The organism is Wolbachia endosymbiont (group A) of Brachyopa scutellaris (assembly GCF_964026995.1).
GTDB classification, from domain to species: domain Bacteria; phylum Pseudomonadota; class Alphaproteobacteria; order Rickettsiales; family Anaplasmataceae; genus Wolbachia; species Wolbachia pipientis.
On the sequence record NZ_OZ034720.1, the window covers coordinates 850,836 to 874,122 of the forward strand.

The 23,287-nt window shown below is 35.6% G+C and carries 16 protein-coding genes and 2 pseudogenes; 4 read left to right on the forward strand and 14 right to left on the reverse strand.

Going from position 1 to position 23,287, the window contains the following annotated elements; all coding sequences use genetic code 11:
• The first annotated feature begins 4 nt into the window (after window positions 1-4).
• Complete coding sequence (locus AAGD93_RS04270) at window positions 5-343, forward strand: outer membrane protein assembly factor BamE (protein WP_006279908.1); 339 nt, start codon at window positions 5-7, stop codon at window positions 341-343.
• Window positions 344-474: 131 nt separating this feature from the next.
• Here AAGD93_RS04270 and AAGD93_RS04275 read toward each other — a convergent pair whose 3' ends face one another.
• Window positions 475-627: a hypothetical protein gene (locus AAGD93_RS04275; RefSeq protein WP_341819130.1), complete on the reverse strand. Its 153-nt coding sequence runs from the start codon at window positions 625-627 to the stop codon at window positions 475-477.
• 78 nt (window positions 628-705) lie between these two features.
• Window positions 706-1,326 (reverse strand): hypothetical protein, encoded by a 621-nt coding sequence (locus tag AAGD93_RS04280; RefSeq protein WP_022626225.1) that lies wholly within the window; start codon window positions 1,324-1,326, stop codon window positions 706-708.
• A gap of 172 nt (window positions 1,327-1,498) precedes the next feature.
• Here AAGD93_RS04280 and AAGD93_RS04285 point away from each other — a divergent pair.
• Window positions 1,499-2,442 (forward strand): annotated as a pseudogene (locus AAGD93_RS04285) (PDDEXK nuclease domain-containing protein).
• 202 nt (window positions 2,443-2,644) lie between these two features.
• Entirely contained in the window at window positions 2,645-3,367 is a 723-nt protein-coding gene (gene recO / locus AAGD93_RS04290) for a DNA repair protein RecO (protein ID WP_341819132.1), read from the forward strand.
• A gap of 42 nt (window positions 3,368-3,409) precedes the next feature.
• On the opposite strand, the gene AAGD93_RS04295 is transcribed toward recO, so the two are convergent.
• The 12 genes and pseudogenes from AAGD93_RS04295 to AAGD93_RS04350 all read right to left on the reverse strand — a co-directional run bounded on the left by AAGD93_RS04295 (window position 3,410) and on the right by AAGD93_RS04350 (window position 20,957).
• The gene (locus tag AAGD93_RS04295; protein WP_341819134.1) at window positions 3,410-3,703 is read right to left on the reverse strand and encodes a hypothetical protein; all 294 of its coding nucleotides are present in this window, start codon (window positions 3,701-3,703) and stop codon (window positions 3,410-3,412) included.
• A gap of 52 nt (window positions 3,704-3,755) precedes the next feature.
• Complete coding sequence (locus tag AAGD93_RS04300; protein WP_341819135.1) at window positions 3,756-5,138, reverse strand: PleD family two-component system response regulator; 1,383 nt, start codon at window positions 5,136-5,138, stop codon at window positions 3,756-3,758.
• Window positions 5,110-5,406 (reverse strand): hypothetical protein, encoded by a 297-nt coding sequence (locus AAGD93_RS04305; protein ID WP_065094878.1) that lies wholly within the window; start codon window positions 5,404-5,406, stop codon window positions 5,110-5,112. Before AAGD93_RS04305 ends, AAGD93_RS04300 begins: the two co-directional genes overlap by 29 nt.
• A gap of 4 nt (window positions 5,407-5,410) precedes the next feature.
• Window positions 5,411-10,162, reverse strand: a complete 4,752-nt coding sequence (locus AAGD93_RS04310; RefSeq protein ID WP_341819136.1) for an NAD-glutamate dehydrogenase — start codon at window positions 10,160-10,162, stop codon at window positions 5,411-5,413.
• Window positions 10,163-10,189: 27 nt separating this feature from the next.
• Window positions 10,190-12,865 (reverse strand): ATP-dependent Clp protease ATP-binding subunit, encoded by a 2,676-nt coding sequence (locus tag AAGD93_RS04315; protein ID WP_341819137.1) that lies wholly within the window; start codon window positions 12,863-12,865, stop codon window positions 10,190-10,192.
• 350 nt (window positions 12,866-13,215) lie between these two features.
• Window positions 13,216-13,431 (reverse strand): annotated as a pseudogene (locus AAGD93_RS04320) (reverse transcriptase N-terminal domain-containing protein); the annotation flags it as partial.
• Window positions 13,432-13,851: 420 nt separating this feature from the next.
• Window positions 13,852-14,295, reverse strand: a complete 444-nt coding sequence (locus AAGD93_RS04325) for a PD-(D/E)XK nuclease family transposase (protein WP_341819139.1) — start codon at window positions 14,293-14,295, stop codon at window positions 13,852-13,854.
• Between the two features lie 62 nt (window positions 14,296-14,357).
• Window positions 14,358-16,187, reverse strand: coding sequence for a translational GTPase TypA (gene typA, locus AAGD93_RS04330; RefSeq protein WP_341819141.1), 1,830 nt, complete (start codon window positions 16,185-16,187; stop codon window positions 14,358-14,360).
• Window positions 16,188-16,284: 97 nt separating this feature from the next.
• Window positions 16,285-16,881, reverse strand: a complete 597-nt coding sequence (pyrE, locus tag AAGD93_RS04335; RefSeq protein WP_182319415.1) for an orotate phosphoribosyltransferase — start codon at window positions 16,879-16,881, stop codon at window positions 16,285-16,287.
• A gap of 3 nt (window positions 16,882-16,884) precedes the next feature.
• The gene (locus AAGD93_RS04340) at window positions 16,885-18,069 is read right to left on the reverse strand and encodes a dicarboxylate/amino acid:cation symporter (protein WP_010082165.1); all 1,185 of its coding nucleotides are present in this window, start codon (window positions 18,067-18,069) and stop codon (window positions 16,885-16,887) included.
• Between the two features lie 198 nt (window positions 18,070-18,267).
• The gene (locus tag AAGD93_RS04345) at window positions 18,268-19,593 is read right to left on the reverse strand and encodes a dihydroorotase (RefSeq protein ID WP_341819142.1); all 1,326 of its coding nucleotides are present in this window, start codon (window positions 19,591-19,593) and stop codon (window positions 18,268-18,270) included.
• A 122-nt stretch (window positions 19,594-19,715) separates the two neighbouring features.
• Window positions 19,716-20,957 (reverse strand): hypothetical protein, encoded by a 1,242-nt coding sequence (locus tag AAGD93_RS04350; RefSeq protein WP_341819143.1) that lies wholly within the window; start codon window positions 20,955-20,957, stop codon window positions 19,716-19,718.
• 168 nt (window positions 20,958-21,125) lie between these two features.
• Here AAGD93_RS04350 and AAGD93_RS04355 point away from each other — a divergent pair, with 168 nt between their 5' ends.
• A complete protein-coding gene (locus AAGD93_RS04355) occupies window positions 21,126-23,252 on the forward strand; it encodes a heme lyase CcmF/NrfE family subunit (protein WP_341819144.1) in 2,127 nt (708 codons plus the stop codon).
• Window positions 23,253-23,287 lie beyond the last annotated feature (35 nt).

Genomic DNA, 23,287 nt, shown 5'->3' on the forward strand with positions numbered 1-23,287 from the left:
AGAAATGCGAGTATTAATATCTTTTATTTTATTATTTACAGTGAGCTGCACTCACACTATTCACAATCACGGAGCTCCTGGCATTAGTGTTGAATTGTGGAGCAAGATAAAAGTAGGTGACGATAAAGAAAAAGTGGTTCACACTTTAGGATCACCAACATTAGTATCAAAGTTCGATGACAATGTTTGGTACTATGTCTCATATAAAATTAAACAAGCCAACTTTTTAGGAAAAAGGAAGTATAGTAGTAAGTCTCTGCAAATTTCATTCGACCAGGACGGTAAAGTTGAAGATACAAAAGAAACTGACATCTTAGAGAGATCTTTGGCTGTTTCTGATTGAAAGTTTGCTCAGATCTTCCTACGTCATACCGCGGTTCATTCCATAACTGTACGAACATTGCGATTTGGGCCTACCAGAAGGGTGTCATGAAAGTAGCTGACACTAGTTCCTTTATGACGGCAGTGCCCAGACTACTTGGATCCAGGAAACTTAATTGCAAGTAATGCATTGGGTTTGGTAAGTATGGGTTTTGTGTTATAGAATGAAGCACTTTTGGTGAATTTGTAAAGAAAACTGGATCCCAGTGTCAAGCACTGGGATGACACCATTTGTTGTAAACTCACTTTTACTCTATGGTTATACTACCTTGCTGCTATCCTGAACGGATACAGTGGGCTTATTAAATTATAGAATTACTTTAGCTATAGAATAAAATCTAGTGTTACTTCACGCCAAATGTGGTGGTGCTGAGTAGGCAAGCCGGTCAATGGGCTACATTTATATACTGCACGCATTGCGTTATCTGCTATCGACCTGAAAAGTGGATTATTTCGATAGGAATCACTGTCTGCTACATCCGCCATAATTATCTCGCCTTGACTGGATAACAATAAGTTAATTTTTATATTAAAATTTTCTTTGTAAGCTATGCTTTCAGGAATGCTCCAGCATTTTGTGAGCTTGTCTCTTATAGAGTTAATAATTTCTGTTACAACTAATTCATCCTTTTTGCTCTCAACGCTTTTTTCGTTTCCTATTTCATTTTTTGCCCCTCTAACATCCCTTCTTAGTTTTTTCTCTACACTTTTTTTTCTTTTTGGAATTGGAATGAATTCTTTACCCTCGTTAATAATGACTTCTTCTTGCATTTCGATAATTTGCCTCGGTTGTGCTACAACAGTGTGCTCAACTATTTCTTTTTTCCTTTGTGGTATAGGAACAGCTAACGTATCATTCGTTTGGGCTTTTGTTGAAGATAACGAAAAAAGCAAAAAACAACATAAAGACAAAAAAAGAATATAATTAGAATAGAAAAAACGCATATGTTAAGCAGCTTGTTTTACTGGTTTAAAGCTAATATTGCACGTAAAGTCAATATATTTTAGTTGATGGACGAGTTTGAAGTCAATAAGGAATCCCTTCAAAGCTGAAGGCAAGCGAAAGATTGTCTTCTCGACAGACAAAGGAATTGTATAATGGATTAAAAGGAACCGTATGACAAAAATTATAGCAAAAGAATATACAGAATTTTTAGAGCAGTTGAAGGATCATATTGCAACAAACCGTTATAAAGCAGCACTTGCAGTAAATAGTAAGCTTATTTTGCTTTACCACCATATTGGTACAGAGATCCTAAAACGCCAAAAAGAACATACCTGGGGAGCTAAGGTAATTGATCAATTAAGTAAGGATTTGAGAAGTACATTTCCAGAAATGAAAGGCTTTAGCACGAGAAATCTGAAGTATATGCGTAAGTTTGCCGAAGAATATCCTGATGTTGAATTTGTGCAGGAGCCTCTTGCACAATTAACTTGGTATCACAATATCACTCTTTTGGAAAAAATAGAAAGTCATGAAATAAGATTATTTTATGTAAAAAAAGCTATTGAACATGGCTGGTCACGTAACATTATGGTGATGCAGATAGAACTTGGACTACATAAACGTCAAGGAAAAGCAATAACTAATTTTAAAGAAAAATTACCATCTCCACAATCCGATCTAGCACATTACACATTAAAAGATCCGTATATTTTTGATTTTTTAAGTATAGGTAAGGATGCTCATGAAAGAGAAGTAGAAAAAGGACTCGTAGGGCATATGGAAAAATTTCTGTTAGAACTCGGTGAAGGATTTGCATTTGTTGGTAGACAATTTCATTTAGATGTTGGTAATAAAGACTTTTATATTGATTTATTATTCTATCATTTAAAGTTACGTTGCTTCGTAGTGATTGAACTAAAAGATAAGGATTTTAAGCCGGAATATGCTGGTAAGACGATGTACTTGCTAAATATACACTCAAAGACATAAATAAACCAATAGGATTAGCGGAATATCGAATAACTGAAAATCTACCAGAGAACATAAAAACAGCTTTACCGACGATAGAAGAATTAGAAGCTGAATTATCCAAAATTTCAGATAAGGAAAAGTAATGGTTACTAAAATCATTCAAACAATTATTTAGCAAACCAAAAACCAAAAGCTCAGCATGGAGGCTCAGGAAGAAGGGTGGCAGCCAATACCTTACTCTCTCATAGCCTTGAAACTTTGGAATAGTAACGGAGTAAGTGATTTTTATGGATTACAAGCTCTAGGTGTACTATCCTATAATATCATACGGTCAATATACTCTAAATGAGATGGAAAGATGAAGGCATCATTATAGCTGCTAAAAAATACGGCGATAAAAACTTAATTCTCTCTCTGTTTACAAAAAATCATGGAAAGCGCAGGGGATTAACTAAGCTAACAAACAATAGCAATTATAAGTTTCAGATAAGTAATCTATTACATGCAGAATGGAGTGCTAAGTTACCTGAAAATCTAGGTTTTTTTAAGTGCGAATTAATCGAATCTCCATTCCATCATTTCTTTCAAGATAGGTTAAAAAGCATTACTATTGTTTCTTTCTCCTCTATTTTAGAAAAAGTGCTTCCAGAAAGTGAACCCTGTGCCATGCTGTATGACAATTTTCGATATTTCATCGATGTAATTAAATACAACAATCAGTCTTGGCAAAGCCATTATCTTAACTTAGAGCTTCTGCTTCTTACGCAATTGGGATTCAAGTTAGACTTATCCAAATGCGCTGTAACAGGTGTTAAGGAAAATCTGCAATTTATTTCTCCAAAAACTGGTAGAGCAGTGTCAAAAAAAGTAGGAGATTATTATGCAGATAAACTCCTACCTTTTCCACAAATGTTGCATGATGTATACAATAATACCCTACAAAACAGCTACTCATTCCAAGAATTTCAGTTAGGACTGAAAGTCACAGGATATTTTTTAAATAAGTATCTATTTTTCCAGTTAAACGTGAAATTTCCAGAGCTGAGAAACCTCATGTTGTCGCTTTAATCTTAGTTATCATTTTTTTGAAATCATTTCAGAAATCTATAGCTAACCCAAGCAACACGTCATACCGCGATTCATTCCATAGCTGTACAAACATTCATTTTTGAAGGTAAATTGCACAGCAAATGGTGTCATTCCAGTGCTTGACACTGGAATCCAGAAATTTTGCTTATAACTGAGCTGATGAGCTAAAGGTAGTTGTCTTACGCTAAAACAAACGTTTTTAATTAAGTTGCATAGAAGCTGGATCCCAGTGTCTGGGCACTGGGATGACACCCCACTGGTGGGAATTGCTCCCAAACTACAACGTTCGTACAGTTGTGCGCGGTATCTCAGCATAGATTCCGCTAACGAGTAGCGGAATGACGGTTGTCGGTAAACTTAAGCCACTTTAGCTATAGCCAGTAACCACTCTATTTCTACCACTGTTTTTTGCTTTATATAAATATTTGTCGGCACGTACTATAAATTTTTTAATATCATCAAAGTCAGATCCTTGCATTTCTGCAATTCCAATGCTCACAGTTACATTATGGGTTGTATTTTTATCCGCAAGTACAAAAGGTTCTTTAGCAATAATTTTTCGTATTCTCTCCGCAATAGTATACGCATCTGATACATTGGTATCTGGCATTACAACAACAAACTCCTCACCACCAAACCTAGCTAGTAAATCTGTCACTCTGATATTTTCAGAAATTCTTTTCTGTATTTGCTTTAAAAGTTCATCTCCAGCACTATGCCCAAAACTGTCATTCACTATCTTAAAATAGTCTATATCAAGTATCATAAGAGACAACCTTCTATCCTTTTCCACAGAGTCCTTAACAATGTTTCTTAAGTGTGCATCAAAATATCTTCTATTATAACAGTTAGTTAATGGGTCCTTTATAGACATTTCCGCATTATTAAATAAATTCATTCTCAAGGCATCTTGATATCTTTTGCGTTTTACTTGCGAATTAACCCTTGCTATTAGCTCACCCTCATCCAAAGGTACTGTTAAATAATCATTAGCACCTACATCAAGTGCTTTTACTAAATTGTTTTTATCATAATCCTCAGAAAGAATCAGAATTGGTGTATAACGTGTTTCCACCTTACTACGAAACTCAGAACACAAACGCAAGCCGTCAGTTTTTGAAAATTGCATATCAGAAATGATCAGGTCGTAACCATTCTCAATACCAACCTTCAATGCTTCCATTGGATCACTCAGTATTTTAATTGACCTAAAGCGTTGCTTTAATATATTATATATCTGCTCTGCTTGATGAACATCCTCATCTATAACAAGTATGTTAGCATCAAAAATCTGATTGGAATAATCCATAATACTGTTTCCTGCGACTCCACCAATCTCAGCGTTAGTTTCTCCTCTCAAACGCAATTCATCGATAATCATCTTTAAGCGTGTGAGAGACTTAATTCGTGCAGATAAAGCAGTTTCGTTTATTGGTTTAGTCAGAAAATCATCCGCGCCAGCATTAATACCTTGCACTCTATCATGAGTATCATGCAGCGCAGTTACCATAATTATTGGAATATGGGTTGTCAAGGGATCACTCTTTAGCTCCTTACAAACTTCAAAGCCATTCATCTTTGGCATCATGATATCAAGTAATACAATATCAGGCTGCTGCTTTGCTACTAAATCTATAGCTTCTTCACCATCATGAGCTACGATAACCGTATAGTACTCTGCTTTTAGTCGAGCTTCTAAAAGCTTGACATTAGATAGTACATCATCTACTACCAGAATCTTCGCTGTCATTATCTTTAGATGTATTATCTATATCGTAAGTAGGATAAAGCTTACCATTTTTACCAACTATGTAATTTACTTTCTCAGTATTACACTCTTTATATAAGTCTTCAACTCCTGCGTCTTTCAATAACCTCCTAGCTTTTGATTTTATAATCATAAGATACTTATACACATTCCTAATAAGATCAATAAATACAGGTACCTTATTTTTATCAAGAACAATTATGCTCACTAAAGCTACAACTAAAATTTCTGAAAGACCTATATTGAACATTTTCCTATGAAGCAAGTACTTTAATCCTTCTGATTATAAATATTAATTTGCTTAAATCAAGTTTAGAAGCAACCATCTCATCTAAAAAACTATTATAACGTTCTATGTAGTCCTTATCATTACAAGCCCAGGTTTGAACCTTATCTTCAGGGTTATCAGTAGCTTTTATGACTTTAACAGCTAGCTTGTGATGGTAATTGCTTAAATCGTCCAATAAATCATTAACTAAGCTGCGATCCCAATAAGAAGAGCGGCTTTTCATCTTGATGGCAATTGTTCTAATCAGATCGAATCTTAACAGCGACTTTAACTCAAAGTATATTTTACCAGCATCAAGAATGGACAAAGATGTCTGTTCAGCAACAGATATAATGTCCAGTGCATAAGCAAGAACGCATAGATCAGCAACTTTTTTTGCTAGATCTTTATTTATATTAAGTTCTACTAAAGAAGTTGATCCATGGCTATAGATCTTTAATAGGTGTTCATCTAAAACATCAGTTAAGTTCTGGCCTAAAGTTTCAATTGCATCTTTAAATTTTGTAACATCATCCAATTCTACAAAGCTAAGCTTGCCAAGATTTTTCACTAGCCAAAATGATACTCTGCCAATAAATTTCTGCACGTTCCTCACTATTTGTAAGTATGAGTTAACATCAATTTTTCCATCCAATTCATCAATTTTCTGCCACAGGCTGTTTAAATCATACAGGTGGTTAACAACAATATATATGTTAACCGCTTCTTGTATCTTAATTCCAGTGTTCTCAGCCAAATTATTGATGAATATACAGCCCATTCTATTCACTACATCATTTGCAATGCAAGTAGAGATAATTTCTCTACGAAGTTGGTGTTTTAATATGAAATCCTTAAACTTTGTTACCATCTTTTTAGGAAAATAACCTAGCAAGTAGTCATGAGATATAAGATCTTTTTCAGACAGATCGGAATGTATAATTTCATTTTTTATTGCTGTTCTAGCATAAGACATTAGAACAGAGAGCTGAGGAGAACTGAAACCTTCTGCACCAGTTAACATCCTTGCTATCTCTTCTTCAGTTGGAAGAAATTCTACGCTTCGGTTTAACAGCCCAGATTTTTCTAAACTGAGCAGTAACCTGTGGTGCTGCTCCAATCTCTCTTTAGCTTGCAAACACTCAAGAAGTAATGCTTTTGTTTCAATTTTGTTGTGGTTCTCAAGCACTTTGGATGCAACTTCATCCACCATACTTGCCAGTATTTCATTCCTTTTTTCTAAAGAAATACCCCCTGCTTTCATAGCTGAAACAAATGCAATCTTAATGTTAACTTCAAGGTCCGAACATATCACTCCGGCTGAATTATCAACAAAGTCTGCATTGATATATCCACCTTTTTCAGCATATTCTATTCTTCCAAACTGTGTACAACCAAGATTTCCACCCTCTATAAACATAGAAGCTCTAATATCTTTACCATTCACTCTTAACTCATCGTTTGCTTTGTCACCGACCATGCTATGATTTTCACTCTTTGCCTTAACAAACGTGCCAATTCCTCCATTCCATATGAAGTCCACTTTTGCTTTCAACAGATATCTAATCAAATCACTTGGAGGTAGCATATCTTCTGTTATATCAAAGCACTTTTTTATTTCTTGAGAAATGTTTACTTGCTTACTGCTACGCTCAAATACTCCTCCACCCTTAGAAATCAAATCTTTATTATAATCCATCCAAGTTGAAAATGGTAACTCAAAGAGACGTTTACGCTCTGTGAAACTCTTTTCTGCATCAGGGTTTGGGTCAACAAAAATATGCATATGGTTAAATGCGCCGATTAAATGTATATTTTTTGAAAGCAGCATACCATTTCCAAATAAGTCGCCAGCCATATCCCCAATTCCAATAACAGTTGCATCCTGGTAAATATCCTTATTCATTTTCCAAAAATGCCTCTGTGCTGCAATCCATGCACCTCTGGCTGTAATACCCATTTTTTTGTGATCATAACCTGCTGATCCACCAGATGCAAATGCATCGCCAAGCCAAAAATTGTATTCAGAGGCTATCTGGTTGGCATAATCAGAAAATGAAGCAGTGCCTTTATCTGCTGCAACTACCAAGTATGGATCGTCTTCATCATACCTAATCACATCCTTTGGTGGAATTATTTTACCATCAACTACATTATCAGTAATATCAAGCATTCCTCTGATAAAATCCTTATAGCACTCAACACCTTTCTCTCTTAAAATATTCTTATCTTTATAAGCTTGCTTTATTACAAACCCACCCTTTGCGCCAACAGGTACAATAACCGCATTTTTTGTCATCTGAGCTTTCATGAGCCCCAAAACTTCAGTGCGAAAATCTTCCGTCCTATCCGACCACCTCAAGCCACCACGGGCTAATTTTCCTCCTCTTAGATGTATTCCCTCAAAAAGGTTTGAATAAACATACAATTCACGATATGGGCGAGGATCAGGCAAACCATTCACTTTACTTGAGTCAAATTTTATAGATAAGTAGGGTTTATTATCTTGATAATAACTGGTCCTTAAAATAGCCATTATCAAGTTAAATATCGAGCGCAAAACGTAATCATGTGAAGCATTGCTGATTTCCTTTAGAAGTTCCTCGATTTTTTCTGTCAAAATGTTAGTAGTTTCTGCCCTATCGATATCTATTTTAGTATCAAACCTTGAGTGAAATAATTCTATCAAATACTTTACTACTTTTGGATACTCTGAGACCACTTTTTGCATATATTCTGGGTTATAGTTAAATGACGTCTGCTTTAGGTAAGCACTTAACGCTCTAACCAGAAGCACTTCCTTCCACTTGAGCCCAGCAATAATGATCAAACTATTGAAATAGTCATTTTTAATTTCCTTGCTAAATACTTTTGCAAGCGTTATTTCAAATTGTTCTTTCAGAGTAATGTTGTCTATTAATTCATCAACTCTTGACAACACAAAATGGTGTATCCATATTCCACCATTAATTTCTATGTAATAGCCATTATGAGATAGAATCTTAGCTCCCAAATTCTTAGTGATCCTTAATATCTTCGATAATTCAAGGCCTCCATTGCTTGGAGTATAAACCTTTAATTGATAATTAAGATTATCACGAGTAAGTCTTAAATCGACCTCGCTAACTCCTTTTTTCCTCACTATCTCCAATTTTTTCATATCGTAATATGCGTCATGAGGTTCGAAACTCTCTTGATAGCTTATTGGAAATGCCTTGCAATAACGGATGAATATATCCTCAACAGTGCTAAAAGTATTGTATAAATTGTCTATAAAACGATCTTCCCACTTTTCTGTAATGTTTCTTAATTTGTTTTCGATACGCAAAACTTCATCATCAAGAACGCTAGCATTTTTGGTCTTTAGCACTACATGCAATTTCATCAAATCATATTCATTGATAATGTGATTGTTATAAATATCTGAACTTCCTGCACTTGTCTCATCCTTCAATATGTCACGTATCTTGAACATTAGCCTAGCGCTAGCATAACGCATCGGTATCAGCACTATGCAACTAATAAAATCTCCTACTCTTCTTAAAAATAATCTGACCCTTGGCCTAATCGCAAGAGACATGATCGAAATGCAAATTTTAAATAATTCGTCTTCATTTGATTGGAATAATTCATCACAAGAGAACACTTGCAAAATAGAAATCAAAGCTTTGTTATTGTGGCCCCCGGTTACAAACCCTGCACTTTTTTCTATAACTTTCACTTTATCTCTTATTATTGGAATAGTTCGAATATCTTGGACCTCCGCTACAGAAGTAAATAGCCCGAAAAAACGCCGTTCCTTTACCACATTACCCTGGTCATCAAATTCTTTTACTCCTATACAATTCATGTATGTACGCCGATGGACTATTGAGATTAGATCTGATCTCAATATGTATAGGGAATCAAGGTTTGCAGAAGGAATCAACATACTTTGACCTACTCTCATCAGGCCAAGGTCCTTTTTGCTATCACAGACGAGTTTTTCATCTTTACCAGCAATATATTCTTGATAACCTAGAAATACAAAATTATTGTTCTTTAGCCAAACTAGAAAATCTTTTTGCTCTTGATTTCGGTCTGGTGTCATTCCAGTGCGTGACACTGGAATCCACGTGTCCTTTTCCTGGATCCCAGTATCAAGTACTGGGATGACAGAAAGACTTGCCTCATCAAGTTTCTTGAGCATTAAGTACCAATCTTTCACAACACAATTAACTGCTTTCAGCGTTTTTTGTAGAGATTCTTTTAATGTATCAACAAAACTGTCACTTATACCTTTGATAATTACATATATAACTGACTCTTTGACTCCATTGCTTTCTTCCAAAGGGTAAATCTCGTCTATTAGGCCATCTTTTCTTTTAATGTTAATTATGCTGTTGCTGTAATAGCATATGGTTAAATCGTGCGACTTAATAGTTGCAATAACGGAGTCAACCAAAAATGGCATATCATCGTTTGTTATCTTAATCGTGGTAAAATCGCCTTCTATTCCTGGTATATCATCCATATTGCTTACTACTAACTTACTTTCATCTTTCTCTTTTTGAGAAACAAAATTGTAAGCATCGTTTACAATATGTAGCAAAAACTTATCATTGGCTTTTAGGTCGCTTTTATAAACAAAACTATAAAAATACTTAATAAATTTTTTAATTTTTTCTTTATCTTGCTGATTTTCTTGATCAGCTAACTTAAATAAAGACTCAGTGTCAACATTATGATCTATACACATTTTTTTTAACAAAAATACACAGTGAACTTAAACCTTTTTAACTAAGATTTCATTATCAAGAGCGTACACTATTAGCTCATCATTTTCTACTACTTCCCCTGATAAAACTAATTTAGCTAAATTATTTTGAATACACTCTTGTATAACCCTTTTTAAGGGCCTTGCTCCATATTCAGGGTCATAGCCAGTTTGTGCTATTAGTTCTTTAGCTTCCTGTGACAAACTTATACTCAGTTTACGCTTAGCAAGTGTTTTTTGTAAATAAGAAAATTGAACATCTATAATTTTATAGATGTCATTTCTGGTTAAACTGTGAAATATAATAATTTCATCCAGTCTGTTTAAAAATTCTGGACGAAATGTTGATTTAACTATTTGCATCACTTCGCTTTTTACAGAGTTAGCAACTCCTCCTTCCGATGTCATTCCAGCGCGTGACGCTGGAATCCACTTTTTTTCCTGGATCCCAGTGTCAGCTACTTGGATGACAGAGGGCTTTTCAAGAGGGCTATTTTCTTTTGCTCCTTTAAGCATTATCTCAGCACCAAGGTTAGAAGTTAAAATCAGTATGGTATTGCGAAAATCAATTAATTTGCCATGACTATCAGTGAGTCTACCCTCATCCAAGATCTGTAGCAATAGGTTAAATATATCTGGATTTGCTTTCTCGATTTCATCAAACAGAATAACCTGATATGGCCTTCTTCTTACTGCTTCGGTTAATCTGCCACCCTGCTCATAGCCAACATACCCTGGAGGCGCGCCAATTAGCTTTGAAACAGAATGTTTTTCCATATATTCTGACATATCAAAACGCAAAAGCGCTGATTGATCGTCAAACAGAAATTCAGCAAGGGCTTTTGCCAGTTCTGTTTTTCCAACTCCAGTTGGACCTAAGAATAAAAATGAACCGAAAGGTCGATTAGTATCTTGCACACCAGAGCGAGAGCGCCTAACTGCATTACTTATCGCTTCTATTGCATCTTTCTGCCCTATTACTCTTCTTCCTATTTCATTCTCCATGTTAAGAAGTTTTTCCTTTTCGCTGTGCATCATGTTATCAACTGGAATTCCTGTCCACTTTGAAACAATGTTTGCAATATCATCTCCAGTCACTTCTTTCTTTAAGAAACTATCAGTAACCTTTTCCTGATTTTTTAATTCATTCTCAAGCTGAGGAATCACACCATACATCAGCTCTCCTGCTCTTCCCAAATTCCCACTACGCTGAACTAATTCCAACTCTTTTCTAGCGTTATCTAATTTTTCGGCTGTTTCTTGTATTCTAGCTATTTTATTCTTTTCCATCTGCCATTTGCTGTTCAAGTCAGCAAATTTACTGTTTAGGTTTTCGATCTCTTCATTTATCTTTTTTAAACGCTGTTTAGAATTTTCATCACTTTCTTTTTTTAAAGCCTCTGCTTCAATCTTTAGCTGTATAACCTTTCTCTCAAGTTCATCAATAACTTCAGGCTTGCTATCCATTTCAATTCTCACCCTGCTTGCTGCTTCATCAATCAAATCAATTGCTTTATCAGGTAAAAACCTATCTGTTATATATCTATTGGACAACGTTGCAGCAGCAATTATTGCACCGTCTGTAATTCTTATACCATGATGCACTTCATATCTTTCCTTCAAACCCCTGAGTATTGAAATGGTATCAGTTTCAGTTGGTTGAGAGATAAACACAGGCTGGAAACGCCGTGCAAGTGCAGGATCTTTTTCTATATGTTCACGATATTCATCTAAAGTTGTGGCTCCTATACAGCGAATTTCTCCACGCGCAAGAGCAGGCTTCAGCAGATTCGAGGCATCCATTGCACCACTTGTTGCTCCTGCTCCAACTAAAGTATGAAGCTCATCTATAAACAAGATAACTTTTCCCTCTGTTTTTGAAATTTCATTAATCACTGCTTTTAACCTTTCCTCAAACTCTCCTCTAAACTTAGTGCCAGCAATTAGTGCTCCAAGATCCAAAGCTAAGACCTTTGCATCATGCAAACCAAGTGGTACATCGTTTGCAACAATTCTATTTGCAAGCCCCTCAACTATTGCAGTTTTTCCAACACCAGGTTCACCGATCAGCACTGGATTATTTTTTGTCCGCCTCAGTGATACCTGCATAGTTCTTCTGATCTCTTCATCACGACCAATTACAGGATCAAGCTTTCCTTGCATAGCAAGCTCTGTAACATCTTTTGTATATTTCTTTGCCGCGTTTAATTTTTCCTCACTGTTTGGCGAGTCCGCACTGCTGCCCTTTCTCATTTCTGCAACAACTGAGTTCAGTTTTTGTGGAGTCACACCATTCTCTGCCAGAATTTTGCCTACAGTATCATCTTTTTGTGCAGTGAGGCCCTGCAGTAAACGCTCAACAGCAACAAATGAATCTTTATTTCTCTTTGCAATACCAATTGAATCTTCAAAAACTTTTGCTATTTCTCTTGAAAGCTGAAGGCCACCACTTCCTGGACCTTCAATTACTGGCAACTTTTTTATTGCGCTATCCACAGCATCAGAAATACTTTGCACATTTCCACCACAAGCGTTTATCAAATCCTGAACTAAACCTAATTCATCCTCAAGCATCACTTTGAGTAAATGCTCAGGCATAAAAATCTGATGCCCAGCCCCCAACGCTTTCATTTGAGCACTTTGAATTAGACTTTTTGCTTTTTCGGTAAATTTATTTAAGTCCATAACACCAGTTAAATTCGTATTTGCTGATGTATATAACAACTGATTTCATAAATTTAAACCTAAAGTTGTTTATTGTTAGGTATGAAATTTAAAACTTTCTTAAAAAAGGAACTATCATAGTAACCATACAAATATCTTGTATCTCAAGACCTTTGGTTTTTGTTGCTGAAAATGGTTGTATTATTTAAGTTATTAACAATATACAATACTAAGTTAATGTAATTTATTTGGAGATGACAGGAAAATTTATTGTAACTTTATATTCTAAATAGAATAAAGTTCTTTTGTTAGTATTGTCCTTTTTGTAAAAAATATTCCTAATTTCTTCATCATTTTTGTGGGTAAGGTCAGTTTTCAGTTACTCTTTTAACAGCTAAAGTTTTGCCGCTAAAGGAGCGTGTGAGAAGATGCTGTAAAGCTTTCACCTTACCCCATCTTCCTTGTTGGACAGCTTTAACAATACGTCTTTGTAGCCTCATAACAACTTTTTGGCATTTCTTCCATGATAACTGGTTCCATGCTTCAGAGCTGTTGGTAGGCGCACTTACAGTTTTACTTGTAATCATCTGCTTCTCTACCTCAAGTGGTTAACAAAGTTTCTTGTCACGAGGGACCAAATGGAAGTCTGCTCGTTTTCACGCGAATTAATGTTACAAATTCTATCCATTCCGTTACAAAATGGCATTCGCTTTCTCCATTATCCTTTACCTGCATTTTCATCAGCGTTCCTTGCGGTTTGCTTGCCATATAGGCGGAAATACAGGCTTACCCTGTTCCTTCTGTCATACAACAGTGGGTTAGGTGACTTCTCTATACCGGTGATTTGTGTACATCCAGAAATGAAAAATGTCACATTACCTTTTGGTCGGAGCTTATCAGCATCTTTAGCTCTTTAATCGTTACGATACTTATGAAGCTTCACTTACGTTCACCATACCACTAAGCCTAGCTCTCCAACCACATGATGCTTGTAGTTTATGCTCCTTTCACGATTGAGCATCTTCTTTTTCAAGAGGAGGTTCATTGTCCGCATTGCTTGGCACCAACCGGTTACCCGATTCGCACTGATGCGTAGACTCAGATGGCAAAACATCTGGTTTAATAAGTTTTAGAACTCTTTTAGTTTCTTTCTGAAGGAATTCCTCTCCTTTTAAACAATATGACCGAAGACTTTCAGGTCGCACCATTTCAATAATTAGCTGGGTTCCAGCAGAATCAGTACAGAAAACATCAACAATACTTTGTTTTTTAGAGGCAATCTCAGCATCCATGATAGTGCTGAGAAATTCTATTTCTTCTATTTCATCTTTGCCAGCGAAGTCCAATATATCATTGAGAAAGTGAATGAGAATATCTTTATTTTTCTCAGTGCTAAATATTCTCTTGAACGCGAAATTGTTTTTTGGATCGAGAAATTTCGAAAAGGCCATAATTAAATACAATTAGGAGACGAATAATTATACACTATTTTTCGCAAATGTTCAACCTCTGATTACTCCTTATTCTTTGCCCTTCCTGCACGCTTACGTTCATTTGGATCAAGGAATTTCTTGCGTAAACGTATAGATTTTGGAGTTACTTCCACCAATTCATCATCATCTATATACGCTATCATATCCTCCAGTGTCATTATCTTTGGTGGAGTGAGCTTTATAGCTTCATCACTACCTGAAGCTCTTACGTTTGTTAATTGCTTACCCTTTAACACATTTATCTCCAAATCATTGTCACGGCTATGCTGGCCGACAACCATGCCACAATATACCTTATCCTGTGGCTTAATAAACATAATTCCCCTGTCTTGCAAATTGAAAATTGCATATGCCACAGCCTCACCCTTATCTGTAGAAATTAAAACTCCATTGCGCCTTCCAGAAATTGGACCTCTATGTGGAGCATAACTGTGAAATAAACGGTTAATTATGCCTGTGCCACGAGAATCAGTTAAAAACTCTCCTTGATAACCGATTAATCCTCTTGATGGCACTAAAAACGTTAATCTTGTCCTGCCATTACCAGAAGGTCTCATGTCAGTTACTTCACCTTTACGGAAGCTGAGTTTTTCCATGATGATTCCACTATATTCATCATCTACATCAATTACTACTTCCTCTATAGGTTCAAGTTTTTTACCGCCTTCTTCTTTAAATAACACGCGAGGGCGTGATACCGAAAGCTCAAAACCTTCTCTCCTCATATTTTCAATTAACACTCCAAGCTGTAACTCACCACGCCCACCTACTTCAAATGCTTCACCGCTTGGTGCCAAAGTCACAGTAATTGCAACATTTGTTTCTGCTTCCGCATATAAACGATCCTTTATAGCAGTTGAAGTAAGCTTTGTACCTTCTTGCCCAGCAAAAGGTGAATCATTAACGCTCAGAGTAATCGCCATTGTTGGCGGATCAACTGGAGTTGAGCTTACTGCAGTTGTAACTTCTGGTGCTGCTATAGTATCTGAAACCGAAGCTTCCTCAAGTCCTGCAATTGCAATTATGTCTCCCGCCACAGTTTGTTCTACTGGAATGCGTTTCAAGCCAGAAAATGAGAGCAACTTAGTTAATCTTCCTCGTTCAATTACTTTGCCATCGAGGTCAAGCACCTTAAGATCTGAATTGACTTTTGCAATGCCCTGATAAACCTTTCCTGTCAATATTCTGCCAAGAAACTTATCAGACTCAAGTAGAGTGACCAACATAGCAAAAGGTGCATTTTGATTATAAACAGAAGGTTTTATATAATCTATAACCGTTGAAAATAATGGGCTTAAATCTTTTCTTTCATCAGAAAGCTCCTTAGCACACCAGCCATTTCTACCTGAAGCATACAACACTGGAAAATCTAGCTGCTCGTTGGTTGCATCAAGGTTAAAAAATAACTCATATATTTCATTTAATACTTCATCAATTCTGCTGTCTGGTCGATCGACCTTATTGATTATCACAATTGGCTTCAAATTTGCTTTTAGTGCTTTTGAGAGCACAAATTTTGTTTGTGGCATGGGACCTTCTGCAGCATCAACCAGCAGCAACACGCCGTCTGCCATGCACAATACCCTTTCTACTTCTCCACCAAAGTCTGCGTGCCCTGGCGTATCAATAATATTGATTTTTTCATCACCCCACATTATTGATGTGCATTTTGCAAGTATTGTAATCCCGCGCTCACGTTCTTGGTCGCCACTATCCATAACTCGCTCTTGAACTTCTTGATTCTCGCGGAACGTACCACTTTGTTTTAACATGTTATCAAGCAAAGTAGTTTTACCGTGGTCAACGTGTGCGATTATTGCTATATTACGGATCGATTTAAATTCGTTCATTTTCTATCATTTCAAAATTAATTTAGTAATAAGTATACATAAAATACACTTAGAGTAAATAACTAAAGCTGTGCTGTGCTTCCAAGATATTATAGGATTACTTTGTTAAATATTCTCTACTCCCAGGTTTTGTTATGGGTAGTTGTTTTAATTCACTTGGAAGTTCTTCCTCGCTGTAGTTTTTGATGTTCAGTTCAATCAAAGATATGACAGGAAAAGGCAGTTTCGTTTCACTATTTCTCTTTATCAAAGAAGCTTCAGCAACAACTTTACCCCCTTCCCCTTCTGCACATTCCACTGCTTCAAGTGAAGATTTGCCTGTGGTTATCACATCCTCGATAAGTAATATTTTCTCACCTTTTTTAATTTCAAATCCACGGCGTAATTCAAACTTGCCATTAACGCGCTCGCAAAACATTGTCTTTATTCCAAGCTGCCTGCCAATCTCATAACCCACAATTATTCCACCAATTGCAGGAGATAGTATTAAATCTATGGAGCTATTTAATTCTTTTTTTATTTTATCTGCTAATAATGCACAAACTTTCATGGCTCTGCTTGGATTTTCAAAAATCTTCGCACACTGTATGTATGTGTCACTATGCAGCCTGGATGATAAAACAAAATGCCCATGCAAAATTGCTTCTGCTTCTTTAAATTCTTTTATTATTAGGTTATTTTCGTCTAATATCATTTTTTAAGTTTCACTATTACATTCTTTATTAATTATCTGAGTGATACAAACATCAGACCACACATTTATTGCAGTTTCAAACATATCGATGATTGTATAAATAGGCAAGATCAGTCCCATAATATGCAGAGGAACATTCATCGACATGAGATAACTGGTTGCCATAAAATAGCACCCCATCGGCACTCCAGCGTTACCAATTGCAGCTCCTGTAGCTAAAAAAATCCATATCAACATTTCGCTTAAGGAAAATACGTATCCGTTCATTTCTGCAACAAACATTACAGTGATTAGTATAAATGCAGCACATGCATTCATATTAATTGTTGTGCATATTGGTAAAATAAAAGACGATAATTTCTTTGGCACCTTTAGCTTGTTCTGCACACATTCTATAGTTGTTGGCAATGTTGCACTGGATGATTTAGAAAAAAACGCAAGTGTGAGTGCCGGCATAACCCCTTTCAGCGTTTGAATTGGTGATATGCCTTTATACCACATAAATAGCGGTAAAATCAGAAATGCCTGCACAAAATTTGCAGACATTATGCAAACAAAATACCATAAAAGGTTGTAGAACTCACTACCGCCTTTTAATTCATGCAAAAAACATGTAATAAAAGACCAAACAGCAAGCGGAATAAATTTTAATAACCCTTGAGCAATTTTAAGTAGCGTATCAAAAAGTGCAGAGAATACTTGATATAATATATCCTGCTTTTCTTTTGAAAGTGAAACAATAGCTCCACCCATCAAAAAAGCGATTAATATGCTACCAATCATATTATTTTCAAGAAAAACTTGCACAAAATTAGAAGGAATGAGTGATTTTAAATATGAAAAATAACTGTGGTTATTGCTGTTAATACTCCCTATTGTATTACTTATGAAATTTTTTCTTGCTGGATCTATTAACAAATAAAACGATAATGCAACAAACGCAGCTATAATAGTTGTAAGCAGAGTATAAAATAGTGTTTTCTTAACTAAGACTTTGATTTCAATTGAGTCTTTGAGCCCGGAAATTGTGGAAACTATGGATAAAAAAACCAGAGGTAAGCTTATTAATTTGAGCAAGCTGATAAAGATATCACTAAATAGCTTTGCTATTTCAAATATGATTTCATTGTTTAGGTAGTAAGCAACTATTGCAAGCAGTATAGAAAAGAGTATTGCAAACTTGTGCATTGAAAATAAAACTTCAAAGTAACATTATACAATAATTTTGCTGTTTTGGAATCAGATTGATAGACAAAATAACTTTACAGATTAGGGAAAGATAAGAGGATGTGTTTATTCGGAGACAGTGTAAGATTTCTTAATTTAAATTTAGGTGCACTTAGCCCATTCTGGTGATAACAAATTGGAATAGATAAGATATGATAACTAACTCTTCTGCGAGTATATAGTTTTGCCGGACACAACAGTACGTACTACGTGTCCTTTTACTTTGCGACCATCGAAAGGAGAATTCTTTGATTTACTAGCAAAATTGTCAGTTTTAATTTCCCATTCATGATTGAGGTCAACTAAAATTAAGTCTGCAGCAAGGTTTTTTTGTATACGACCACGTGGTATGTGTATTATATCTGCAGGCTTATATGTCAATTTTGCAAGCACATCAAGTAGACCCATTTGCCCACTGTGATAGAGTTCAAGTGAAAGGGGCAGCATTGTTTCAAGACCAACAATACCAAATGCAGCATTTTCAAGTGGTAGATCTTTAGAACTACGATCATGCGGAGCGTGATCAGTTGCAATGCAATCAATCACACCTGTCTTTAAACCTTCAACCATAGCTAAACGATCTTCTTCAGTGCGAAGCGGCGGATTCATTTTTGCAATTGCTCCATGTTGTTTTACTATATCTTCAGTCAAAGTGAAGTGATGAGGGGTTACTTCGCACGTAACATTTAATCCCAAATCTTTTGCACGTTTAATAGCATCAAGTGAATCTTTTGAAGAGACATGTAGAATATGGTAGTGCACATTTTCCATATCCTTCATTAGCAGTATATCACGATTTACCATAACCGATTCTGACGCACTCAAGATCCCCTTTACTCCCAATTCTTCAGAAATTTTACCTTCGTTGATTGCGCCACCAGCAGATAAATTTAAATCTTCTGCATGTTGAGCAATAGGAACATTCAGCATACTTGAATAAAGCAGCGCCTGTCTCATAATCATTGGGTTCATAACTGGCATGCCATCATCAGTGAACCCAACTGCACCTGCTTCCTTTAAAAGTGCCATTTCAGTCAACTTTTCTTCCGAAGTGGTGATTTTAGCGTAAAATTCAACGTTTACATGTGAAGTTTCAAGTGCTCTATATTTCAAATATTTAGCCAAAATAACGCTATCAATTGCTGGAACAGTGTTTGGCTGACAAACTACAGTTGTAACTCCCCCCGCAGATGCAGATTTGCTGCCTGTATATATAGTTTCTTTATGTTCCTGGCCTGGTTCACGAAAATGTACGTGAATGTCAATAAGGCCTGGCATTAGAACAAGCGCTTTACAGTCTATTGTTTCATCAACTCCACTTGTTGAAAATAATGATTCACCAAAGTCAACAATTTTATCCCCTTCAGTCAATAATGAACCTTTTATATCAAGTTTAGTTTCCGGGTCGATAATACGAGCATTAGTATACGCAATTTTATAGCCTTCCTTTTGCCCTGTTTGCAACAAATCCCAAGTTTGAGTCATTATATTTAAGTATCGATTATAAAATAAATCTAAAGTTTTTTTAATAAAACACAACCAAATTAAAACACAGACTAAGAGCTGTCTTGAATTAAAGTGCTTTCATTACCCTAAAGATTTGGTTCTTATAACCTAGTTAGCTCAGTTTTAACGTTAATGTGTGAAGCTCTGAGTTCCGTTGAAGGATTTTCCAGCTGAATATCTAGCTCATTCTGTATGTTCGATAAACAAATTAAAGCTGAATCAAAAATTTCATCACACTGCTTTGCTTCATGTATATCATCAATTATTTCCTCGAATTCTTCCACATCATCCATTTCTTGCGGCGCACTTTTTAATATCGCTTTTATTTGGTTTAAGTTTTGACGAATTTTCTCCTGATATCCAACAATTCTCTCTTGATATATATCAATCATTTTTTGACATGCGTTGCCTCTAAATGGATGTTCTTTTTTCTCTTTTATGTAAGAATTTTGAAAGTCTTTACAGTTAAGGATTGCTTCTCTATGTTTTTTTATGTCATTAATTGCGCTGATTATCGACTTATCTATTTTCTTTAAATTTTCTTCCCGTTCTTCTCTTTTAATTATACTTTTGGATTCATTTTTTATCTGGTTCATTTTGTCATACAGGTTTCTGCATCCTTTGTAAGATGCCATTGGTTGTAATATTCCTTCTTCTACACCTTTATTGTAAAAATTCTTCAACTCATCACTTGATAGTATTGTTATAGCATCTTCCCTTTTACCTTGTGATTTAGGATACTTTTTATTCAATAAACTAACATGATTTAACAAGAAATCTCTAACTAGCCCTTCTTTTTTTACTTCGGATAATCTTTCTAGTGTTTCTATATATTTCAGAGTTTCCGCAAAGAGCTGTCCACCAGAGGGAGCAAATCCTTGAAGTGATTTACTCTGTGCTTTACAAAAATCGGTTTGTAAAAAATCTTCAGCTTGTTTTTTTATTACTGAAAGTTCATTAAAGGCTTTTTCTGGATTGATTTTTCTCAAAATACTAATAGCTTTTCTAATCGCTTTTTCTCTCTTTTTATTATCTTGCTTTTCATTTAATATGAGATGTTCAGTTTTGGTAAAAGCATTACCTTGATCACTCTTTGCAATGTTACAAACGATGTTTTTTACAACTTCTTCGGTTGCTGCATAATCTATTTCTTTTGCAAAGCAGTCAACAAATGATTGCCAAACTTTTTTATTAACAAGTTTACTTGTCTTATTTTCAAAACCTTCTATATCTTTGAATCCTAAAATAGTATAGAGATTTTTTTCGATTATTGGTTCGGCATGTTGTTTTGCCACTTTACCTTTTATATTGAATGGAAATTTACTAAGCTTAGTTGTACCCACAATGTTACCTCAATATTAATGCTATCTATAAAAGTATAAAGATTTAATATTTAATTTTTAATTAATACTAGCACAGCTAACTACGGGAGCATTATGCTAGCATCAATTAACACTTTAACTTCTAACTTGTCATCAGTAATATTGTTTATATAAAAACTATAATTTTTTATGCCTGAATTTGGGAATATATTGCTATTGGTAGCCTGCTTATTGTCTTTGACATATTTGTTTTTACCGCTTAGTTCTTGTCGGTTTATTACCACTGCCATATTTTTTTGTGTATCAGCGTCAATGGCTATTTTGATCTACTGCCACATTACAAATGATTTCTCACTCGAAAACGTATATTACCACTCACACACAACAAAACCTTTGATCTATAAGATTTGTGGTGTTTGGGGAAATAAAGAAGGGTCCATGTTGCTTTGGGCATTAGTGCTTGTCATGTATTTATTACTAATGGATATTTATATACCTTCTGTCATCCCAGTTTCCCCCTCTGTCATCCCAGCCTCTTCTTCTGTCATCCCAGTGCCTAGACACTGGGATCCAGACAATTTAATTGCAAATGAGTACATCAAATGGCAGTGTAATAAAAACTGGATTCCAGTGTCAAGCACTGGAATGACACCAGAACGAACTAATGGTAGTAAATTAAAAAAAATATCTCTTATCACTCATGGGCTGATTTGTTTTTGTTTTTTACTGTTCACTTTAATTGAATCCAGCCCCTTCACTAAAATGCCAGGCATTGAAACAGATGGATTGGGTTTTAATCCGATATTGCAGGATATAGGCCTTGCTATTCATCCACCGATATTATATTTGGGGTACCTTGGATTTAGCGTTCCTTTTTCGCTCTCTATAGCTGGATTAATTTTAAATACTGAAGGAAATGTTTGGGCTAAAATTGTCAGGCCTTGGGTACTTATTTCTTGGTCGCTGCTCACTTTGGGCATCAGCTTGGGTAGCTGGTGGGCATATCGCGAACTTGGGTGGGGTGGATTTTGGTTTTGGGATCCAGTGGAAAACGTTTCTTTGATGCCGTGGCTAATTGCAGTAGCGCTGACACATTTGTTGCTCGTTGTACGAAACTTCAATACTTTAAGGAATTTTGCTATTTTACTTACGCTCACAACTTTTATATTGAGTGTGACTGGAACATTTCTAGTCCGCTCAGGAATACTTACCTCAGTGCACACGTTTGCAGATGACCCAAGATATGGACTATATATATTAGCTCTACTTGGTGTAATTACAGTCAGTAGCTTAGTAATATTTGTAGTATTTACGAGAAAAAATCACACGTCTGCGATGTCATTCCAATGCTTGACACTGGAATCCAGAAAGAAACTTGCTACTCAAGTGACAGAGGGTAGAAGATTCTTTTCACGCTTTACGATGATACTGATGAACAATTTATTATTCATCACTGCCTTTTTCATCGTGTTCGTTGGCACTTTATACCCTACAGTGCTTGAGTATTTAACCGGTGAATTAATTTCAGTTGGAGCACCATATTACAATTCTTTATTTAACTCTATTGCACTAGCTATTCTAGTGCTCACCATGATAGGGCAATACTGCAGTTGGCAGGGAAATAGTCTATTGCCAATATTCCGTGAATACAGATTCTCATTCTGTAGTGCTGCAGCTATTTTGCCGTTTATCTTTCACATGGAGCTAATGATTGTGCTATCAATTACTATCTCCATAGCATTATTAATCTTTGTTTTAGAAGCATACAGTAAAAGAATTCGTTTATTTAAGGTAGCATTTGGTGAATCAATTTTATTAGCAAGAAGAGTTTCTAAGTCCTACTATGCAATGATGCTTGCTCATGCTGGAGTGGCAATTCTAGTGCTTGGTATAGCTTATTCAGTTGGTTGGCAGGAGAAAAAAGAAAATTACTTAAAAATAGGGGATAGCATAACAGTCAATAAATTTAAAGTTACTTTACGAAATATTGAGCTAATAAAAGAAAAAAATTTCCATGCAGTGAGGGGTACAATGGATATCAGGAATTTGCTGAATAATAAGATATTAGGTGAAGTAACTCCTGAATATAGATTTTACCTTGCGGAAGGTCAGAAAAATGTTGAAAGCAGTATCTACCACAATTTATTTTCTGATATTTATGTTGTAATTGGAGAAATTGATAAGAGTAAGAGCAAAATTGCAGCTAAAGTGCACTATAAACCTGGAATGTCTATAATCTGGTTTGGATCCTTTCTTATCGCTTTTGGTTCGCTCCTTGCTGCTTTGCCTTCTAGTAAACGGGCGAAGGTTGTCTAGCTGTCGTGGATTTATTAACAACGCTCCTAGGTCCA